Raw genomic sequence first — 21,843 nt, forward strand, 5'->3', positions numbered from 1 at the left:
TTATGCTCCCTCGCCCGCTAATGCGCGCTGAATAACTTGTTTTAGTAGGCGACGCGTCAACGGTATTTTAAAGTCGTTCTGACCATTACCTTTGGCATCATGCAATAATAGATCAGCGGCCTGCGTGATAACGTCGCTATTGCCATCGGTATCCGTTAATAGTGCCTCAACCTCTTCATTACGCCATGGCTTGGTACCGATGCCGCCGAACGCCAATCGTACTGTCTTTAGGTTGCCATTGTCGTCAGCATCGATGACTGCGGCACAAGATACCAGTGCAAAGGCGTAAGAAGCGCGATCACGCACTTTGTCATAGGTATGCATGCCCTTAATAGGGGCAGGTAATACAACATGAGTAATCAGCTCGCCTGCTTCTAGCACATTTTCGATATGCGGCGTGTCTTTTGGCAAACAATAAAAATCTTTGACATCGATAGCGCGAGTCGAGCCATCTGCTTTAACTGTCTCTATCGTGGCATCCAGTAAGCGCATTGCCACTGCCATATCGGATGGGTGCTGAGCAATACATGAATCACTGGTACCTAAGACAGCTAGGGTACGGTTCTCCCCGTTGATAGCAGGACATCCTGTGCCCGGTTCACGTTTATTACAAGCGCTGTCTGTTTGATAAAAATAATAGCAACGAGTACGCTGTAAAAAGTTGCCGCCCGTTGTCGCTCTGTTACGTAGCTGACCAGTCGCTCCTGCCAAGATAGCTCGGGACAATACTGGATAGTTTGCAATCACCTCAGGATGCGCGGCCAAATCGCTATTGGTCACAAGCGTACCAATACGTAAACCACCATCGGCAGTCGTTTCTACTTGCTCTAATTCTAAACGAGTGATATCGACCAGTTTGATTGGGGTTTCGATCTCTAGTTTCATGAGATCTAATAAGTTGGTACCACCTGCGATAAAAGAAGCGTCTTTGCCGCTAGCAGAGGTTGCGGCTTGCTTAGGTGCATCAGCGCGGCTATATTCAAAACGTTTCATGAGTGGTCTCCTGCCTTGCCTGTTATTGTTTTGTTATTCGCTGAGGCTTTATGGAACTGAGCCTCGCTTGACGGCGGTGACCAAATACCTGTTACGCTTGAATTTTGTGTAGAGGTGTCATTGGTCTGGGCAGCAGACTCTGACATCTCATTTTCAAGTACTTGTGAGATGGCTTTGATGATATTGGGATAAGCGGAGCAGCGACAGACATTACCACTCATGCGCTCAGCGATTTCTTGTACCAGAAGGCTATCAGGATGTTGTAAGTCTGTGCTCACATGGCTTGGCCAATTTTGTTTTACTTCTTCTATTAAGGCAGTCGCTGAACAAATTTGACCTGGGGTGCAATATCCGCACTGAAAGGCATCGTTATCTTTAAAGGCTTGTTGCAGCGCCGATAGTGAATCCGGCATACCGATGCCTTCGATGGTCGTAATCTCATCACCATCATGCATGATAGCAAGTGTGAGACAAGAGTTGACTCGGCGACCATTGATGAGCATGGTACAAGCGCCGCATTGGCCGTGGTCGCAGCCTTTTTTGGGTCCAGTAATTTGTAAATGTTGACGACAGACGTCGAGCAGTGTCGTACGGGCGTCAAGATTCTCGAGCTGATAATCCTGCTTATTGATTGTTAACGTCAAGGTAGACATGCTGGCTTCTCGCTGGCAGATGAATATAATGGGTGAAAAAAGCGCCTTATAGCTACGGCGGCAATAAATCCATTATGGCGTACCAAAAAACTTGTTTTGTTTTTATTTTGTAGTTGTTGCAGTATAGTTTTTAATCCGAGGCAGTACCTAAAAGTGTGTACTACCAATCGCTGTAAGCTAACTGATAATCATTTACCTCAATCAGCCTAACCATCTGCTGCTAGCTAGTATTAATTGGTTTTAATTTATCAGCACTCAAATTCAGGCCATATGATTTAGCAATATATAGTGAATTCAGTATAAAAACGATACAGTGGGACTGGGATAAATTTTTCGCAGCCTCTGTCTGCGTAGGTACAGCACACAAGGAAAATTTAGACCAGTTCCACCTTGATATATAATGTATCTGTTTTATTTAGGATTGACTATATTATGTGAAGTGGGCAATCTATTTTTTAGAAAAAGGTAGTATATTAAATAGACTTCAATAAAGAAAAGCCCCACAAACGAAAGTTTATAGGACTATTATGAGGCTACTTTAGAATGATCATTTCAAATCAAACACCTAAAACTAGGCTTTAGTGATGATTGTTTCTTCGTCAAATCGAGACTTAGGCAGATCAGCATTAAAATCATCTTCACTACGATAGCCAAGAGAAACCATTGCGACCGCTGTATAGCCCTTACTACGTAAATCAAACTCTTCATCAAGCGCTTTTAAATCTGCGCCTTCCATCGGCACAGCATCAATACCCAAAGTAGCAGCGCCTAGTAGTAATGCACCCATATTGAGATACAACTGCTCTATCAACCAATGCGGCTCGTCTTTTTGCTCATAACGACGAATGTCCAAGAACATTTTACGCGTTTGATGCATTTGCTCTTTGAGTTTTGGTTCTGCAAAGCGACCATCAGCATCTTCTTTATCGAGCAAGCCTTCTAAAAACTCGTCATCGGCATAGACACGGCTACAGAATACGATGACATGCGAGGCATCTTTTACTTTGGCATCATTGAATTCATACATGCCCTCAGTGCCTTTTGCAATTCGAGCTTTACCCGCTTCGTCATCAGCAATCACAAAATGCCAAGGCTGAATATTGGTGCTCGACGGACTGAGACGTAAGATATCTTTTAGACTCTGAAAGTCTTCTGCTGATATTTTTTTGTTGGTATCAAACTCTTTGGTGCTGTAACGCCATTTCATTGCTTCAGTGATATTTTTCATATATGACACCATAGTGAGTGTTAAGTTTTTATTGTTTATTGAATTATTATTAGCGTTATTTATAAATAATCATCGCTAATTTCAATGGAGCAACTTTAAATAAAAACCTGTTTTGTGACCACGGCAGATTGGTTAAGTAGTCATGGGTTTTGTTATCAGTGCGTCAGTTGTTAGACCGTTTTTGCAAAAATTTCGGCTATCCTACTGATAATAGTTACAATTGAGCTACCTAAGTGATAACGCAGACTGTGCAGACTACATTGTAATCGCTCCCTCATTCTCTTAATATTGACTGAGTGATATTATCCAAAGCTGATTCAACCAAGTCGCTTTGGCTGATATGTCTAGCTATAAAATACCGTCATAAAAAATAAACAATAATGCTTGCGAGGATATATGAGCACATCAGAAAAACCACTCCGAATAGACATCGTCTCAGACGTTGTATGCCCTTGGTGCGTCATTGGTTACCGCCAGCTGGCAGAAGCGCTCAAGCAAACCAACACCGAACATGAGATTCGCTGGCATCCGTTTGAGCTTAATCCAAATATGCCCAGCGAAGGACAAAATATGCGTGAACATATTATGGAAAAGTATGGTTCGAGTAAGCAAGAATCTGATGCTAGCCGTGCTCGATTAATAGAAGCTGGTCGTGAGGTCGGCTTTGAATTTAACTTTAACGATGACACACGTATGCATAATACCTTTAATCTGCATCAGCTCTTGCACTGGGCAGATCAGCAAGGCTGTATGCACGACTTAAAGCAAGCGTTGTTCGCCGCACACTTTACCCATGGTCGCAATATTTCTGACAATGCCGTGCTCGCCGATATCGCTGCAGAGACCGGCTTGGATCGTAATGAAGCACTAGCCGTGTTAGACGACCAGCGTTTTGCTAAAGCAGTAAGAGAGGCTGAGCAACATTGGCAGCAGCAAGGCATTCAAAGCGTGCCGGCGGTAATTTTTAATGAACGTCATTTGGTTAGCGGTGCGCAAGGTGTAGAGAATTTCACGAATATTTTGCAGCAATTAGCTGACATGCCAGACTAGCTTTGTTGATAGTATTTCCTGACTAGCTTTGTTAACAAAATTTCGTTCGCTACTCATAAAAGGATCTTTTATGTCCTCTAATAAATCAGCCTCGATTATCGTGTTTGATGTCAATGAGACGCTACTCGACATCGCCACTCTTGAGCCATTGTTTGCCCGACTGTTCGGTGATAAGCAGATACTCAGAGAGTGGTTTGCCCAATTGGTGCTTTACTCACAAACCATGACTTTATCAGGACTCTATACGCCTTTTGGTGGGCTTGGCGTCGGTGCGTTGCAGATGACCGCTGATATCCATGAAATCACGCTAACAGGTGACGATATCGATGAGTTAAAAGAACGCATGAGCGAAATGCCTGCTCATCCTGATGCAATACCGGCATTAACCAAACTACGTGACGCAGGGTTTCGACTGGTAACGTTAACCAACTCAGCGAGCAGCCCGTCCCCTACGCCACTTGAAAAGGCAGGGTTGAGTGAGTTTTTTGAGCAGTCTTTTAGCGTTGAGAAGGTTGCAAAATTCAAGCCTGCGCCTGAGACTTATCAAATGATCACTAAAGAGCTGGCTGTTGAAATGTCAGATTTGTGCCTTGTCGCTTGTCATCTTTGGGATACGATTGGCGCGCAAGCGGCTGGCTGTCAAGGAGCGTTTCTTAAACGTCCTTATAACGCTATGTTGCCCGCCTCCAATGTGCCAACACCGGACTTTGTGGCCTCAGATCTTGTCACACTTGCTGAGCAGATCATTCTTGATACTCAAGGCTAACCGTTATTTATAAGCCTATCGTCAACATATCCTAAAAATGCTACGATGTTGCTGATATATCGATATTACTTTTCACTGACTATATTTTTAATGCTAAAAAAATGCCGCCCTTATATAGGGACGGCATTTTTGGTTTTTCTATCTTATAAAACTAGGGCGTGTCTTCAAGATTATCTCTTAAAAATGAATCACCGTACGAATACTCTCACCTTTATGCATCAGATCAAAGGCTTCGTTGATATCTTCTAATGGCATCGTATGAGTGATAAAGTCATTTAATGGGATGTCACCTTGCATATAACGATCGACGTAGCCTGGCAATTCGCTGCGACCTTTGACCCCGCCAAATGCTGAGCCTTTCCAGACGCGGCCCGTCACTAGCTGGAATGGACGGGTTGAGATTTCTTTGCCTGCACCAGCGACACCGATGATGACCGACTCGCCCCAACCTTTATGGCAGCACTCAAGCGCTGAACGCATCACATCGACATTACCAATACATTCAAAAGAATAGTCTACGCCGCCATCAGTCATCTCAACGATGACCTCCTGAATAGGCTTGTCATAGTCTTTAGAATTGATGCAATCAGTCGCGCCAAGCTTCTTAGCCAACTCAAATTTATCTTCGTTAATATCAATACCGATAATACGACTGGCTTTTGCCATTTTTGCACCAATGATGGCGGCAAGGCCAATACCACCAAGACCGAAAACAGCAACGGTAGAACCTTCTTCAACCTTAGCGGTATTCATAACCGCGCCCATGCCGGTGGTCACGCCACAACCTAGCAAACAAACTTTTTCTAATGGGGCGTCTTTGTCCACTTTGGCCAACGAAATCTCTGGCAAGACGGTATATTCAGAGAAAGTTGAGCAACCCATGTAATGATAAATTGGCTCACCGTCTTTATAAAAACGCGTGGTGCCGTCTGGCATTAAGCCTTTACCTTGAGTCTCGCGTACGGCTGAGCATAGGTTGGTTTTACCTGAAGTACAGAATTTACAAACGCCACACTCTGCGGTATATAAAGGAATAACGTGATCGCCGACTTGAACGCTGGTCACGCCTTCGCCGATTTGCTCAACGATACCGCCGCCTTCATGACCTAAGATAGCTGGGAATACGCCTTCTGGATCTTCACCAGATAAAGTAAACGCATCAGTGTGGCAGACGCCACTGGCGATGATTTTTACCAATACTTCGCCCTTGCGCGGCAGCATGACATCCACTTCTTCAACAGATAGTGGTTGGTTCGGGCCCCAAGCAATGGCGGCTTTCGATTTAATAAATTTATCTGACATAGTTGTCTCTCTTTTTAATTAGTTTTATCGATTATTGAGCACAGACCTATTCATCTTATAGTGCTGACTTAGTAGAGGCAAGCGACAGTTGTACCAGTCTGTGAAGCATTAAACTTTATACTGACCATTATAGTCGTTTCTGCCATGATAACAATGTGCTATATTTACAAATATCTTTTACACAGTGGTAATAATCATGCGCTGGGATGGTATTAGCGAGTTCGTCTATGTGGCGGAGTATGAGAGCTTCACACGTGCTGCCAAAGAATTGGGCATCTCAACCGCGCAAGTCAGTCGGCAGATAAGCGCTTTAGAGAAACGTCTCAATATTAAATTGCTATATCGTACAACTCGTAAGGTAACACTGACTGAAGAAGGCCGCGTGTTTTATCAGCATTGCCGCAGTGTACTCGATGGCTTGGATGCCGCTGAGCAAGCGGTGAGTAACTTACAATCAAAACCCCAAGGCAGGATTAAACTGACCGCCCCTGTCACTTATGGCGAGCAGCAATTATTGCCACTGGTCAATGATTTCATGGTGCAATATAGTGATATCGAAGTGACGGCATTTTTGAGTAATCAAAAAATTGACTTGGTTGATGGCGGCTATGACTTGGCAATTCGTATTGGCAAATTAAGCGACTCAACCATGATGGCAAAAAAACTCAGCCGTCGTACCAACTTCGTCTGTGCCGCACCCGCTTATCTTGAAAAATACGGCACGCCTCATGCTTTGTCCGAGCTAAGCCAACATAACTGCTTACTTGGCACTCGCGACTATTGGCACTTTATAGATTTTAAAAAAACAGATTCTAAAAAAACAGGTTCTGGAAAAGACGCTGATAAAGAAAAAAACCTGCGAGTGTCTGGCACTGTGCAATACAACAGTGGTCACAGCCTAGTCGATGCTGCCTTAAAAGGTCTGGGTATCGTGCAGCTACCTGATTATTATGTGCAAAAACACTTAGCATCAGGTGCGTTGGTCAGCTTACTGGATAACTATAGAGAGCCTGAAGAAAGTATCTGGGCCGTCTATCCGCACAACCGTCATTTATCGCCAAAGATTCGGTTGCTGGTAGATTATCTAGCAGAGCGTTTGGCTTAGATGATAGTTTTGGCTTAGTCATTCTTTAAGAGGTGTTGTAATACGACCCTTTACTATGCGCAGTTTATTACGCACAATGCTATGAAGTACAATGTTATGAAGCACAATGTTATGATTCACAATGAATATTTGATATTACCAACCATCACTCACTGAATAAACAACCACAATAAAAAAGGACTTTTTATGCTTAAGATTATCTCTATCGCTGCTCTAGCTTTGGCCGTATCCTCTTGCGCCAGCGTTGAAAATATTTTAAACGCGCCAGACAAGGGGCAGTCGACGCCAGAAACGATGACTGCTATCAATGCTGAAAAGGGTTTGGTGACGATGCAAAGTAATCACTCCGTTCAAGATACCACTGATAAGCTAGCGGCAATTATTGAAAGCAAAGGCATGAAAGTATTTGCGCGCGTCGATCATCAAAAAAATGCGCAAGGTGTCGATTTAACATTGAGACCGACGCAAGTGATTATGTTTGGTAATCCGAAAGCGGGTACGCCATTGATGAATTGCGAGCAAAGCGTCGCTATCGATTTGCCGCAAAAAATCCTCATCAGTGAAGATGCTGATAAAAAAGTTTGGTTGTCGTACAACAATCCTGAATATCTTAAAGACCGCCATAATATAAAAGGTTGTGATACCCAGCTCACGAATATTGCAAAAGCCCTTGATGGTGTTAGTAAAGCAGCTATTGCAAAATAACCTATAAATGAAAGTCTAAACAAATAAAAAGGTGGGATACAAAAGCATAACCCACCTTTCTCATGTTTTAGAAAATTAAATTATTAGCGATTCTCAGATTGTGCTATTTGCTCATGTAACTCTACTTTCAACTTCTTTGCACATTCAATAATTTTCTTTCGACCGGCAGGAATAGCGCCGTACTCAATTGCTGTCTCTCGCATTTGCACCGTCACATCATAGTGCGGATAACTGGCATGACGGTGGAATAAACGCTTATCCACTTCAATCAATGCCGCAAAGTCATGCAACTCTTGCAGGGTATCAGCCAGCATATGGCACCATTTATAGCCTTTAAATTCTATCTGCATAAAATCAACGTATATCGCCATAGAGTCGCCTCCTTTATTATCATTAGCTATTTTATCATATGCTAAACAACGCTTTCACAAAACAGCCATTAGAACAATTCACGTGCATCTTTCTTAAGCTGTTTCAGTACGACTTGGTATTCGCTATCATTGGTTTCAAGGCTGCTTAGGCGTCCATAACGCAGTTGACGATAGTCCTGCTTCATCTGTATTATTTTTGCTTGTACAATCTCTGAGTGACCGCTATCTGTTAGCTTACTAACTTTACCACCCGCACCGCTACTTACAGTATTGTTACGGCTATCCATGTCACTATTTATATCATTGCCTCGGTTATTAACCGCCGCTGCCAAACGCTCAAGCCAAGCCAATTGCCCTTCGTTGTTATCGCGAGCGAGCGATTTATCCGCTTTGCCAATGCGCTTTGATAATTGTGCAAGTGGTAGATCGGCTGGATGCCAACGTTTGCGGCGACGTTGCCAAATGATAAAAACCAAAATTACCATGACGGTAATAGCACTCACCGCTAGCCAAATAATTTGCTGCATGATTGAGCGGATGTTAAACCACTTGAGTAATGAGTCAGCTTGCTTATCCTGATCGTAACCAACGACGTCTTTTTGCCAATAGTAGCTGGCTTGATCTGAGAGGCGGCGTAAGGTTTGTAGCATTTGATACTGCTGATAGCTGATTTGCGCACTAGCCCCATCACCGAACATTGCTGCCCCTTGTGCCTGCGTCAGTGCATCCATACCTTGCTCGACACGCTCAGGCGCTACAAAAGCCGTCGGATCGACACGTACCCAACCTTGACCGTCAAGCCAAACCTCCGTCCAAGCGTGCGCATCCTTTTGCCGTACTTCCCAAACATTACCACCGCGGCTCAGCTCACCACCTTGATAGCCCGCCACGACGCGTGCTGGAATGCCAGCAGCGCGCATCATAAAGGTGAAGCTGGAAGAATAGTGCTCACAAAACCCCGCTTTGGTGTCAAATAAAAACTCATCAATACGGTTCTTATGCAATCGTGGCGGCGACAACGTATAACGAAAGTCCGTTTGGTTGATCCAGCGCTCAAGTGCTTGCATGTAGCGTACTGGGTCTGAGTCTGATTGAACAAACAGCTGCTGCGCCAGTGCTTTTGCTTTGGGATTGCCGTCAGCTGGCAGGGCAAGATTCAGACGGCGTGACTCATCAGAGAGAATCGTATCGATACCCATCGGGGCAAACTGTAATACCTCGTAGCGCAGCTGTTGGGTAACCGGCTGGTCTTTTAATAAAGTAAAGTTTGAAGTAATACTAATGTCTTGACGCTGAGCAAAAGGATAATCAAGGCCAAATAGCCAGTTTTGTTGCGTGGGCTCTAGAATAATCTCATAGCTGGTCGGCGCAGCTTTCACCTCATCAGGGATAGTAGCAAAGGCATTCTCAATCCAAGCAGGTATTCGCTGCGTCGGCTGCCACTGTCGTTGCTGAGGGCTAGGACGCCACGTCACCCCGTCAAAGTCGCTAAATACCAAGCCGCGCCAATATAGCTGCTGCTGTGGTGGGCGCTTATCTGCAAACTCTACCCGAAACGCCAGCTCAGTCGATTGTCCCAAATTGGCAAAATCACCGGGCGACATACTATCAGAGACACCCGTGGTTGCTTGCTGACCTGAGAGCTGCACTGACCATAGCGGTGGCAAGCGCGGAAAAAACAAAAATAGCACGACCAATAACGGTAGTGCCCCAAGACCTAATACGCCCAAAGTACGCAGACGACCATCACCACGAGTATTGCCATCGTCATTGAGCGCAATAAATGCCAATAATATGATGACCGCACCGACGATTACTTCTAACGTCGTCACGAGACCTTGATCCATCAAAAATAGCGCAGCCAGTACAAATAGCGATAAATTCAATACCACATAAGCATCACGGCGCTTATACAACTCCCATAGCTTGCTGATAAGACAGAGCACTAAAAACGCCACGCCCATATCGAGACCAAACGCTGTATTATAAGTCAGCCACAGACCTGCCAGCCCCAATAAAAAGCCGAGCATTTGCATGCTTTGATAAACACGCTTTAAATGCGCTAATTTTTTAAATCGCGCTTTTACGCGTGGCAACTGAGCCACAATACTGACCACAGCAAAGCCAATCAACCATAAAGGCAGATGTGCTGCATGCGGTAAAATGACGATGATTTGGGCAATTAAGACCCAATAATAGGCTGGCAAGGCGAGTAGCTTGCGAGTCCATTTAGCATCGCTAGCCTGCTCAGTGTGAGAAGTGATATGTTGACCCAAAGCCAATTGCTCAAAGCTTGCAGGATTGATCTCTGTCTCATTTGTAGAGGAATTTTTAAAATTGATCATGGTGCTTTCGCCAGCCTTAACAAGCATGCTCGTGCAAAGCTATCGCCTTCACCCATTGTTGCACTAGAGGATTGATCAAAGCGCATGTCATTCGGTAAGCGCATGTTAAATGGTACGCCAAGTTCACCTAATGTCATCGCCCCGTACGCCAGTTGTGCCAGCCTCTGTTCATGATGGGCTGCTGGCATATCGGCATAATCCAATGTTTGCTCATCACCGACTGGATCAGCGAAATGCTTGGTAAACATGCCTTGACCGCGCGCCACGTGACCCCAAGAAACCCGAGCCAGCGACTCACCTTCGATATAATTATCGAGCCGCTCAAAGTCATCTTGACCTTGACGATATTGCCCGCCTGTTGGCAAGTCCTCTAAACTTGCGACCGAATACTGCGTCTGCCAGTCAAAGGCTTCAGGTTTTGGATAGACCCAAGCGCTACGGGCAAAATAGACATAAGACCATGCACGCATGATCCCTAATGGATAAACGGTTTTGATGGTTAATCGTGGCAACTCAAACGCGCCACGATTATGCGTCTGCACCGGCAAACGAATAATTTGCTCATCTTGTAACCGTGTAACAAGTACAGAATGTTGACTATCCACGTGATGTTTGATTTTCTTACCAGATTTTTTATCCATCTCTTTATCAGTCTGCGCAAAGCTAAATAGCAGCTGGCGTCTTGGCTGGCGACTCTCACTACGCAGTTGCAGGGTCACCCAGACAGGCGCACCCGCTTCTGCCATGGTCACCTCTATTAGCTGTACCTTTAGACCTGAGATATGAGCAAAGGTCACATGAAAGCTGATCAGCCAGACACTGATTAGATAAAAACATAAGCCCAATACCAAGTTATTGCCATAGTTGATACCAGCGATAAAGGTAATGACCAGTAAGACAGCAAATAGCATCCCTTCACAACTAAAAAAGATATAGACGTTACGCAAATTGAGGGTGGCACTATCACTTTTGGGCGCACGCGAAGCAAACCAACGGCTTAATGCTGAAGTAGCTGGTACGGTTAAGGCTTTTGGCAAAAAGCTCATGACTACCCTTACCATAAAATGGATACTCTCATCGATAACTGAATGATCGTTTGAAAAATAAGCATGCGATTAAATAACGGACTCTTAAACAACAACCGCTACGTCTGCCAAAATGCGTTGGGCGATGGTCTGCGTCGCTTGTCCTCCCGTCACATGCGCGGGTACAAAACGCTGACCGAGACGGTGATCAGTGACGGCGGCAAACACCGCTTGAATGTCTTCAGGCGTCATCTCCATATGCCCCGATACATAGGCATAGGCTTGTGCGGCACGCTGTAGCGACAGCACGCCACGTGGTGATAAGCCATGATACTCTTGGCTTGATCGTGTTTTTGCCACCAGTCTTTGTAGATAGTCCAAGACCACATCCGCGACATATACTTGCTTGACGCCTTGCTGCGCTAACAAGACCGCCTCGGTATCAAGTACCGCAGACAACTCTTTTAGTAACTCACGGCGATCCTGACCTTTTAAAAGCTCACGCTCTGCGGCAGGTGATGGATAGCCAAGCGACAAGCATAGCAAGAATCGATCTAGCTGCGATTCAGGGAGTGGATAGACGCCTGCTTGCTGCAAAGGGTTTTGAGTTGCAATCACAAAGAACGGTTGCGGCAATGGATAGCTTTGTCCATCTTGGGTCACTTGCCGCTCTTCCATCGCCTCTAGTAGCGCACTTTGGGTCTTAGGGCTAGAGCGATTAATCTCATCAGCGAGTAACAGTTGAGTAAAGATAGGCCCTGAGCGAAACTCAAATTGCTGTTTACTTTGGTCATAAATGCTCATCCCTAGGATATCTGCTGGCAGCATATCATTGGTAAATTGCACACGGCTAAAGCTCAGACCAAGCAACTGCGCCAAGCCTTGTGCCAAAGTGGTCTTGCCCATACCCGGTATATCTTGCAACAATAGATGACCACCTGCCAATATACCGCTGAGCGCAAGCTTAACGGCTTGCGGCTTATCTAACACAATTTGATTTAATTGCGCCATAAGCTGGGCAATTTTTTGCTGATTGCGACGATAGTCGGCAGTGCTAAAGGTCGGCTTATCAGTCACCTCTGCTGCTGCTTGACGTGGTGTTGTAATGGCACTATTGATGGCTGCGTGGGTCATAGTCAATTATTGGCTCGTTTTTTGAATAGTAAGTATAAATCAGAGATTACTTTGACTCATCTGCAACTATCGGCGCGGCGGCGCGCAGCGTTGACAGATAAGCAATCACATCCGCACGCTCTTGTGCATCTGGCATCGGGTCTGATAGCATCTTTGAGTTTGGTATGGCTTTTTCCGCATCTGCAATATAAGGGTCGAGCGTTGCTGCATCCCATACCCAACCTGAGTTTTTTAGCCCGTCACTATAGGTATAATCTGCTAACTCTGCAGCGGGCGCGCCATATATATTCATCAACTGCGGGCCTTTTTTATTGAGTCCAGCATTCCTCTGATGGCATTGGCCACAAGCGTCTTGATAAATTAGAGCACCATTATCGGCATCACCTTCAGTATATATTGGCAGCGTGACAGGCGCGCGATGATCAGGTGGGATACTTTCCCCGCAGGCGGTGAGTAGCAGAACAGCGGAAAAAATACCGCTCAATATTGATGTATTGATGATAGACATTTTTGGCAATCTTTAGTTGAGGAGCGCCAGCTATGTGAGACAACAGGCATAGTGCATTGAAAAACCATGTAGAAAGCAACATCAGGCGGCACACATAGATAGCTGTTTAAAAATAGAGCGCAATTTATCGGCAGCTAAACCAATAAATCACGCTTAAGAAACGTCTAGGATTATAACTTTATAATCACACATGAGATTAGGGCGTGTCCTCATTTTAAAAATGGTCGTAAAAATGAGATAAATTGCCGTCAAATGAGAAAAATAGCGCAAATAATATCGGGATATTATTCAGCTATTTGACGATATTTGGCAAAATTTAGTCATTTTTAGCCCAGTTAGATACAAGCGCTTGAATTGAGGACACGCCCTAGGTTCTCTTATGTGCCACTAGCAACTTTCATTGTACTGCTTGGCTCTTCCAAATAATACCCTTGCAGGTAACGCGCACCCACACTCCAAGCGACAGACATGGTTGCCGCCTCTTCAATGTAAGGCATCAACACATCAATATTAACCGTATTGGTACGTACGATTAGTGATTTAACGGCTTCTAAATTATCTGCAGAGTCGATATCTTGTACATAACTGCGGGCCAAACGCACCACATCTGGCTGCACAAAGCTGGCAATCTCAATAGACTTAGTAGATGAGCCGAAGTTATTGACGCCAAGCTGACAGCTCACTTTATTAAGGGCCTCAAACTGAGATTTGGCGACTGTTAAATGATCGGCAATATCTTTTTCGTTGAACTGTAGCGTTAACACTCCTGCCGCACCGCCAACCGCATTAATCAGCTGACTGGCGACATTGGGCAGCTTTTTATCCACCAGCGAAGCACTGGTCAATTGTACCAGTAGTCGCGCCTCAGGATGGGTTTTACGTACATCGTTTATTTTTTTGCAGGCATTGATCAGCACCCAGCGATCTATTTTTTCTAACAGTTGATGCGTCTTTGCAACCGCCATAAATTGATCAGGGGTCAATACTGTATTGTCAGCATCTGCCAATGGCAAACGCAGATAGACTTCAAAAAAGTCACTACGATCATGATTGATGTCATATATCGCTTGGAATGATAGCTCAAAGCGATTATTGGCAATGGCATCGACTAAAGACTCCGCCAGCGCATGGTCATCACTATTGGCATGTTCGCTTGGATCATATAGATGATAAGTACCACCGTTATTGGAGGTCTCGGTCATAATCTGGGCGATGGCATCCATCGCTCGCTCGAGTACTATTTTAGGCTCAGCAGTATTTCTTTCGATTTTGACAATACCAATACTCGCCGTCGTGCTGGTCGTGCGCTTATCGACTTCAATAAGCATGCCACTAATCCGTAGGCCAATATGCTCCGCAAGCTTTTCGAGATCGTCGGTGGTCTGGTTTTCTACTAGTATCGTAAATGCTGTGTCACTAAAGCGGCTCACATAGCCTTCTGGCACCAGCTCATCTAAAGCATAAGCGACCTGTCTGACTGTCGTATCGACACCTTGCAAACCCAAGCTACTTCTGATCTTACCAATGTTATCGAGCTGAACATACAACAGCCCAGCAGTCAGAGTACCAGCCAACGCTTGCTGGTGTAATATCGCCAACTGCTCTTCAAAACCACGACGGTTATTGATGCCTGTCAAGCTGTCCTTACGCTCAGCTTCTGCCAAGCGCTTAGCAACCTCAGCACTATTACTGTTATTTTGTTGAATAATAATCTGGGTAACCGGCTCACTATCCAAGGTAGCTGCTGCCAGCTGTAATTTTGCCTCAAAGGTACTGCCATCCGTACGCAGACTCTCAAACTTGAACTCGACTTCGTCACGGCTCCCTTTATCAAACTGCCGCAAAAACTGCTTAAAGGCTTTGATGTTATCACCGCCTGCGATCAAGTCAATAACCGGTACGCCAATGATATCGTTCATTGAGTCAAAACCGAATAGCTGAAGATAAGGGTCATTGGCAAAGATATGAATCCCTTGATCAAGGTAGGCAACCGCACTTTTAGAGTTTTTAATCAAGATATTAGCGCGCTGCTCTGCCTCAGATAACACGTGACGCAAGGCTTTAAGCTGATGACGACTCCGCAAATTACCATGCTGTAAACAGATGGCCATCACTACCGCTGTCTCTTGGTCTGCCCTAAGCGCCTTAACCATCGTGCTATTCATGACCGCAGGCAAACCTTCCTCGTTATGGGCAGTCGCAGCCATCTCCGCACTCATCAAGCATATCATCGGCAAGTCAATGCTTTGCTCTTGTACGATACCCACAACGTCGGTAAAGCCCATATCATAGGCTTGCCCAAAGACTAAGACATCCCACGGCTGGCGTAGCGATTTGAGCAGTTCTTCCTTGTCATCCAAAAAGCCTAGGTTGACGCTGTCATAATAAGAATCTAGCAAATCCACTAGGCGCTCAGCATAGAGCTGATCGTCATCGATAACTAATAGATTTAAGACGGACTGAGTACGCATAGGAGGCCTTTTGAATCTTATGATCGTATTTATTTTTATCGCTTAACTTCGATACCTCGCCCTTTTATCAATATTTAGATAGCGCGGCAAATAGATAAGCACTATTCGGGTTCGGTTCGGGCGGTACTGACAATACTGGTTTATTGATATGATCTAGGCTGACTGGCTTAGTAGACATATCTTATCTATCAAACTTAAGTCATGGTATGCGTCATTATAGACAATAATTTGACCGACTGCAGCTTAACTTATTACTCATACCGTCAGATAAAGTGGTTATACCTGCACCTTCGCCATGTAACCATCTACACTTATATCCATGCTGGTATTTAGGACACGCCCTAATTGAGCAGATTACAATTGTACTACTTCATATTGGCTAAACTCATCGGTAACCAGTAAAGGATTTAATAAGCGTAAGGATTTCTGTTTATTATTTAGGCGCATTATCACTCTATCACTGGTTTGAAAATGAGAGGTCGGCACGACTAAGCTACAAGTCGTCTGTAGCTGCTCATCACCAGCAATCATAAAAGCTGGCACAAAATGCTGACTGCGTGAGTCTCTGTCCTCTAGGCGCAGCCCACAAGAGATGAGCTTGTGACCGAGCACTTGCCATTCTACTTCTGGGTTTCGCGTATTAAGATTGAGCCAACGCACCACTCCCATCGACCAATCAGCTGCGGTCTTCGTCTCAGAACGGCATAATAAAAAGAGACTCATCATTTGCAACGGTGGCGGTGCAGTATCGCCAGGATGAATATCAGCATTAGTAGTATTGCTGTCCATCACTGCTACCATACTACTCGCTTGGCTACCGACTTTGCTCATTGTCGTTATCGTGGCGGTGCTTGGGGTTACAACCTTGTCTTCGGTAACAGCAGATATATCTTCAGGATTGATAATCAAGCGCAGCGTGCGAAAATGCGACAGGGCGTCCTTACTGTCGAAAGTCTCAACGGATAATAAGCCATTGGTCGTTTGTTTTTTTGGCACGGTATCATAGCGAGGTCGCTGCGCATCCGGCAGCTCTTTAGTGCCAATCAAACTTATTAGACCTTGCGCATGGCTAGCATGATAGTGAATGTCATTAAATCCGGTCACCATTGTGGCGTTTTGCTTAGGACTATACTTGGTCGGTACGGTCAATTGCGGCTGAATATAACGATAGGTTAGCGCCATGGCCATCCTATCGAGCAAACAACACTCAACGCCTTCGCTACCCTCATTCATTAACGCTTGCCGGCGTGCTTTTAGATAGGCGACCACTGGTGCTAGCTCAATAAAGAGACAGTCGTACTGGTTTTCGTAAGGATTGATATCAGAATGCGCGGTCAAATAAGTAGGTGGACTGTCACTATGCAAGTTAACGAAGACCCGCGTCTCAGTTTGCGGCTCTATGGTCGCAACGATTGGCTCAGCCCACTCAGGTAGCAAGCGCTGAACCAGCAGCATATTAGGGCGGCGCATGCCACGCACATTGAGTAAACTGTGCAGACATATTTGACAGTACAAGCGATGTATCGTGTCGGCACGGTTGGTGACGACATGGATACTCAGATCAAGAGTAGTAGCATGGCGCTGATGGGCAAGATAATACAATCGATTGATTGCAGCCCATACATACGACGGTGGCTTTTGATAACAAAGTGCTTCTTCAGTCAATAGCTTTTGGTATATAAACAGTGTTTGATAAATGGCAATAGCTAACCTAACGGGAGAAGACTTTTCGCCCGTGAAGTGGCGCTGCCAGCCACTACTTGCTGGGGGTTTTTGCTGATCTAGCAATGCTATTTCGCGGCGTATCACCCCGTCATAAGTTAAAACAATGAGATAGTATAAGGATTTTACTTGAGCAACATGAGCCAACTGCGCGTCACTTAGCGCTCCTGCTTCATAAATATAATACTGACGTAAAGCGGCGATCAGCCGATCAGCCGCTTCAAGGACGATAGTTATTAAGGTAAAGCGTTGCTGATCATCTACATCAGCCACCCTCAATTCCATGAGTACTTTTTCCAATTGCTCCGTTTGCTGCGCTTCTGTTTGCGATGGCATCAGCGCTACCCAGTTGCGTAGGTGCTGCTCTTGGCCGTCGGTCGATTTACCAGATGCTGCAGGTAACGCTGCAATCGACGCCAACTGCTGTTGAAAAACTGATAAAGTTATCATTACTATCCTTAGTCATTGCACAGTAACGGCTGTACAAGTTAGTAGCAAGCAGGTAGGTAAGCTTTAGCTATCGACTGGATATAATAACGGCTGCTTACGCACTTATTAGTCATTATTTGTCTGCTAATAGCGCTACTTTATCATAATGCAACTTTTAGACTTCATTGTAAATGTCAATCGGCACCTTAAACGGTCTATCTGGCAACTCTCTAACCAGCTTAGGTACTAGATAGCCGGGTAATGCTGCCAATAGTGACCAGTAAAGCGCTATTGCTGACCGCTCGTCGCTATCGAAATGTGCCGCGCCTGCTACTTTATCCAATACGTGTAGATAATAAGGCAATACCCCAGCAGAGAATAAACGTTGACTTAAGGCAGTTTGAGCAGCCACGCTGTCATTGATACCTTTTAAAAGCACAGCTTGATTCAATAGCGTCACGCCAGCCGCCCGCGCCCGCTGCAAATATTCTGCTGTGAGCGTATCGATTTCATTGGCATGGTTACAGTGAATGACCATGACGATATGACAGCGACTTTGTGCTAGCCGCTCTAATAATGGCGCATCTAAACGCGCTGGAATCACAATTGGCAACCGAGTATGGAGCCGAATGGTGGTCAATTGCGGAATGGCCTCTAAAGTATCAAGCCAAGCAAACAGTCGTCTGTTGGTCACGTTTAAAGGATCGCCGCCACTTAAAATCACCTCATTAATGTCGGGATGGGCGGTAATATAATCGATGATGCTTTGTTTGGCATCGGCAGTGGGCATATTGGCACTGTAGTCAAAATGCTGGCGAAAGCAGTAACGACAGTGAATCGCACAAGCACCCGTAATCGTCAGCAGCACTCTGGATTGGTATTTATGCAATAAGCCTTTGGTTGGGTTATGAGCATTTTCCGCTAAAGGATCTGCCACATAGCCAGTCACTGCGATTTGCTCTTGTCGGTCGGGTAGCACTTGCTTTAATAAGGGATCATCGCTATCGCCGACGGTCATTTTTGCGACAAAAGCACGTGGCACGCGTAGCTCGAAATGCTCAGGCACATAAACCTCTGCGCGTCGCGATTCAAGCTTTAGGATACTAAGCAATTCATCGATGCTAGTAATGCCTTCGGATAATTGCGTTTGCCAGTTTTTTTGTGTGATTAAATGGTTTATCATGACAACCTAGTACCTGTGCCTAAAAGGCGTCATTATACGCCCTTAGTGAGTACCCTATCAAAGCATACCCGTCAACCATCAATACTTGGTATGACGACAGCGCTTAGCACAGTCAGCTCCACACCCAAATACCGATCATATATTCGTAACCCTTAGGAGTTTCTTGTGGCAAGTTTTTCTACTAATGAATTTAAAGCCGGTCTCAAAGTCATGCTCGATGGCAATCCCTGTGCCATTCTCGAAAATGAGTTCGTCAAACCTGGTAAAGGACAAGCGTTTAACCGCGTTAAATTGCGCAATCTACGCAGTGGCAGAACGCTAGAGCAAACGTTTAAGTCAGGTGATAGCTTAGAGGCGGCAGATGTTATAGATACTGAAATGAACTATCTGTATAACGATGGTGAGTTTTGGCACTTTATGCATCCAGAAAGCTTTGAGCAGCTACAAGCGGACAAAACAGCCATCGGCGACGCGCAAAAATGGCTCAAAGAGAACAGCAATGCGCTTTGTACCATTACCTTATTCAATGGCGTGCCGTTATCAATCACCCCGCCTAACTTCGTTGAGTTGCAAATTACCGAAACCGATCCCGGCGTACGCGGCGATACATCAGGTGGCGGTGGCAAACCTGCCACGTTAGAGACGGGTGCGGTGGTACGTGTGCCATTATTCGTCCAGCAAGGTGAAGTCGTGCGTGTAGATACCCGTACTGGTGACTACCAAACCCGCGTGAGCTAATCGTTCAAATTGCTTGAGTAATACATAAAAAAAGCTTAACCATTATTAAATGGTTAAGCTTTTTTATTAGGGTCTGTTAAACATTCAAATGTGGCACGGGCGGTGGCCACAAAAAATTGATATGAGCAATAGCGTCGCGTTTTTAGGATATTTTGACTATATCGTAAAAAATTTAGGATAAATGAGTCAAGTTGCTTTAACTGTCGATATAGAAAGAAAAAGCCTATGTAGCCGATGGCAAGTCTAGCGAGGGAAATTCACAACCCTTACGTCTGTCTTATTCACTCAATCAGCTGACGATTGCTTATGCATTAGCCAATATTGCACCAAGGCATTTAACTGTTCTTGCTTAAAAGGCTTGGTGCAATAGTCCTGCATGCCCACATCAAGGTATTTTTGGCGCTCGCCATCCATCGCATTGGCAGTCAAGGCGATAATGGGTGGCAATACTTGAGGGTCATACAGCTCATGCAACTTAATGGTCGCCTGTACGCCATCCATAATCGGCATATGATGATCCATCAAAATGAGATCATAACGCTCAGGGTACAAAGCAAAAGCCTCAATCGCTTGCTGTCCATCGGTGACGTGGGTGACCGTATGGCCGCTATTACTCAAGGCTTTTTTGGCAATTGTCGCATTGACACTATCGTCTTCAACCAACAGTATGTGACCAGAACGCTCCTGACTCGGGGCGGTCATGGTAAAGTCGTTGGCAACTTGCCAATTTTCATACTGTTCCTCATCGATAGTAGCGAGCGGCAACAATACGGTGAAGGTTGTACCCTCACCGACCACACTATCGACGTCGATACGCCCACCCATTAAATCCACCAGAGACTTACATACAGACAGCCCCAGACCCGTACCACCATAAAGACGATGGGTTGATTTATTGGCTTGATCATAGGCATCGAATATCGCGTCCAATGATTCAGGCTTAATACCGACACCCGTATCGGTGACCTCAATACATAGAGTCATGTTTTCGTAAGCAATACTCTCTTTGGTAATGTTCTCTTTAGTAATATTCTCTTCACCAATAATCCCATCAGCAAACCCGCCATTGCTTTCATGTTTCTCAGCATTGTCATCGATACAATGGCAATTGGGCACGTGCTTGACATCGATACTGACTTGCCCACCTTCACGGGTGAACTTGATGGCATTATTGACAAGGTTGACCATGATTTGTTTAAGACGTACCGGATCGCCTTGCACATAAGGTGATAACGACTCAGTATAATGGTAGTCTAAAATCAAGCCGCGCTGGCGAGCTTTGATCGCAAAAAGACTGACTACTTCATTGCATAAGGTGGACAGATTCATCGGAATGGTATCAATGGTCATTTTACCAGACTCAACTTTCGATAAGTCCAAGATACCGTTGATAATCGCTAGCAAATGCTCATTGGAGACTTTGATATTGTCCACATACTCTTGTTGTTCGTGACTAAGATCAGTCTCGCTAAGCATCTCTACCATGCCGATAATACCATTCATCGGTGTGCGTATTTCATGGCTCATATTGGCCAAAAAGTCCGACTTCATCTCGTTGGCATGTTTGGCGACCCGTTGTTTGTCTTGTAGTTGTAGCGCATCGGCTGCCATCATCGCGAACTGCGCCAATAATTGCGCTTGCTTATTATCAAAATCATCATGGGGTTTCATATCCATCAGACAAAAAGAGCCTAAACGGTACGTCTTATTGTCTTCATACATAATAATGGGCGCCCCGGCATAAAAGCGCAGGTACGGAGATTCTGTCACCAATGGATTTTGACTAAAGCGGCTATCTTTTGTCAAATCCGCAACCACAAATACCTCGTCAGACAGCACGGTATAGTTGCAAATAGCCACTTGGCGCGTCGTCGTACATACCCCGCCAAGCCCGTGCACAGATTTTAGATACTGGGTTTCTTCATCCATAAAGGTAATGGTGACGACCGGCATATCAAAAAACAACTTGGCAAGTTCAGTCAGACGCGCAAAGGCAGGCTCATCATTGTTGTTGAGCACCTGATGTTTTTTGAGCTTATTAATGCGCTCTACTTCATCTGCGGCGACCGGGTAGCGGCGCTTAGGTGAGTTAGGTATCGTCAAAGTGGACTCCAT

At 45.1% G+C, this 21,843-nt stretch carries 18 protein-coding genes; 5 read left to right on the forward strand and 13 right to left on the reverse strand.

Going from position 1 to position 21,843, the window contains the following annotated elements; genetic code table 11:
* The 3 genes from AAEY80_RS09265 to nfsB all read right to left on the reverse strand — a co-directional run bounded on the left by AAEY80_RS09265 (position 1) and on the right by nfsB (position 2,874).
* The gene (locus tag AAEY80_RS09265; protein WP_201571084.1) at positions 1-993 is read right to left on the reverse strand and encodes an FAD binding domain-containing protein; all 993 of its coding nucleotides are present in this window, start codon (positions 991-993) and stop codon (positions 1-3) included.
* Positions 990-1,646: a 2Fe-2S iron-sulfur cluster-binding protein gene (locus AAEY80_RS09270; RefSeq protein ID WP_025650766.1), complete on the reverse strand. Its 657-nt coding sequence runs from the start codon at positions 1,644-1,646 to the stop codon at positions 990-992. The genes AAEY80_RS09265 and AAEY80_RS09270 overlap by 4 nt, the downstream gene beginning before the upstream one ends.
* Positions 1,647-2,217: 571 nt before the next feature.
* On the reverse strand, positions 2,218-2,874 hold the full coding sequence (nfsB, locus tag AAEY80_RS09275; protein WP_101212500.1) for an oxygen-insensitive NAD(P)H nitroreductase: 657 nt from the start codon (positions 2,872-2,874) through the stop codon (positions 2,218-2,220).
* Between the two features lie 396 nt (positions 2,875-3,270).
* Here nfsB and AAEY80_RS09280 point away from each other — a divergent pair, with 396 nt between their 5' ends.
* Positions 3,271-3,924 (forward strand): DsbA family oxidoreductase, encoded by a 654-nt coding sequence (locus AAEY80_RS09280; RefSeq protein ID WP_101212498.1) that lies wholly within the window; start codon positions 3,271-3,273, stop codon positions 3,922-3,924.
* 70 nt (positions 3,925-3,994) lie between these two features.
* Positions 3,995-4,690 carry a haloacid dehalogenase type II gene (locus AAEY80_RS09285; protein WP_025650770.1) on the forward strand — a complete coding sequence of 232 codons (696 nt, stop codon included), beginning with the start codon at positions 3,995-3,997 and terminating at the stop codon, positions 4,688-4,690.
* 177 nt (positions 4,691-4,867) lie between these two features.
* Here the strand turns inward: AAEY80_RS09285 and AAEY80_RS09290 are convergent, their stop codons facing one another.
* A complete protein-coding gene (locus AAEY80_RS09290) occupies positions 4,868-5,977 on the reverse strand; it encodes an S-(hydroxymethyl)glutathione dehydrogenase/class III alcohol dehydrogenase (protein ID WP_436880328.1) in 1,110 nt (369 codons plus the stop codon).
* A 211-nt stretch (positions 5,978-6,188) separates the two neighbouring features.
* Between AAEY80_RS09290 and AAEY80_RS09295 the strand changes: the two genes are divergently transcribed.
* Together AAEY80_RS09295 and AAEY80_RS09300 are read left to right on the forward strand one after the other, a co-directional pair.
* On the forward strand, positions 6,189-7,097 hold the full coding sequence (locus tag AAEY80_RS09295; protein WP_350588227.1) for a LysR family transcriptional regulator: 909 nt from the start codon (positions 6,189-6,191) through the stop codon (positions 7,095-7,097).
* A 186-nt stretch (positions 7,098-7,283) separates the two neighbouring features.
* Positions 7,284-7,802 carry a DUF302 domain-containing protein gene (locus AAEY80_RS09300; RefSeq protein WP_350588228.1) on the forward strand — a complete coding sequence of 173 codons (519 nt, stop codon included), beginning with the start codon at positions 7,284-7,286 and terminating at the stop codon, positions 7,800-7,802.
* Between the two features lie 83 nt (positions 7,803-7,885).
* Here AAEY80_RS09300 and AAEY80_RS09305 read toward each other — a convergent pair whose 3' ends face one another.
* From AAEY80_RS09305 to epmB, 8 genes are all read right to left on the reverse strand, one after another.
* Positions 7,886-8,173, reverse strand: a complete 288-nt coding sequence (locus AAEY80_RS09305) for a DUF4031 domain-containing protein (protein WP_025650774.1) — start codon at positions 8,171-8,173, stop codon at positions 7,886-7,888.
* Positions 8,174-8,241: 68 nt separating this feature from the next.
* Complete coding sequence (locus AAEY80_RS09310; protein WP_350588229.1) at positions 8,242-10,518, reverse strand: transglutaminase TgpA family protein; 2,277 nt, start codon at positions 10,516-10,518, stop codon at positions 8,242-8,244.
* Positions 10,515-11,564: a hypothetical protein gene (locus tag AAEY80_RS09315; RefSeq protein ID WP_350588230.1), complete on the reverse strand. Its 1,050-nt coding sequence runs from the start codon at positions 11,562-11,564 to the stop codon at positions 10,515-10,517. Before AAEY80_RS09315 ends, AAEY80_RS09310 begins: the two co-directional genes overlap by 4 nt.
* Positions 11,565-11,648: 84 nt before the next feature.
* Positions 11,649-12,677, reverse strand: coding sequence for an AAA family ATPase (locus AAEY80_RS09320; protein ID WP_037025906.1), 1,029 nt, complete (start codon positions 12,675-12,677; stop codon positions 11,649-11,651).
* A 46-nt stretch (positions 12,678-12,723) separates the two neighbouring features.
* Positions 12,724-13,185 carry a c-type cytochrome gene (locus AAEY80_RS09325; protein ID WP_173238876.1) on the reverse strand — a complete coding sequence of 154 codons (462 nt, stop codon included), beginning with the start codon at positions 13,183-13,185 and terminating at the stop codon, positions 12,724-12,726.
* Between the two features lie 377 nt (positions 13,186-13,562).
* The gene (locus AAEY80_RS09330) at positions 13,563-15,656 is read right to left on the reverse strand and encodes an EAL domain-containing protein (protein WP_025650779.1); all 2,094 of its coding nucleotides are present in this window, start codon (positions 15,654-15,656) and stop codon (positions 13,563-13,565) included.
* A 354-nt stretch (positions 15,657-16,010) separates the two neighbouring features.
* A complete protein-coding gene (locus AAEY80_RS09335) occupies positions 16,011-17,828 on the reverse strand; it encodes a cyclic-di-GMP receptor FimW-related protein (RefSeq protein WP_350588231.1) in 1,818 nt (605 codons plus the stop codon).
* A 154-nt stretch (positions 17,829-17,982) separates the two neighbouring features.
* Positions 17,983-18,990, reverse strand: a complete 1,008-nt coding sequence (epmB, locus tag AAEY80_RS09340) for an EF-P beta-lysylation protein EpmB (protein WP_025650781.1) — start codon at positions 18,988-18,990, stop codon at positions 17,983-17,985.
* Between the two features lie 165 nt (positions 18,991-19,155).
* On the opposite strand from epmB, the gene efp reads away from it, so the two are divergent.
* A complete protein-coding gene (gene efp / locus AAEY80_RS09345; protein WP_025650782.1) occupies positions 19,156-19,728 on the forward strand; it encodes an elongation factor P in 573 nt (190 codons plus the stop codon).
* Between the two features lie 285 nt (positions 19,729-20,013).
* Here the strand turns inward: efp and AAEY80_RS09350 are convergent, their stop codons facing one another.
* Complete coding sequence (locus AAEY80_RS09350; protein ID WP_350588232.1) at positions 20,014-21,831, reverse strand: ATP-binding protein; 1,818 nt, start codon at positions 21,829-21,831, stop codon at positions 20,014-20,016.
* Between the last annotated feature and the right edge of the window lie 12 nt (positions 21,832-21,843).

Origin of the sequence: Psychrobacter sp. 78a-MNA-CIBAN-0178 (assembly GCF_040309625.1) — a bacterium.
Taxonomy (GTDB): domain Bacteria; phylum Pseudomonadota; class Gammaproteobacteria; order Pseudomonadales; family Moraxellaceae; genus Psychrobacter; species Psychrobacter okhotskensis.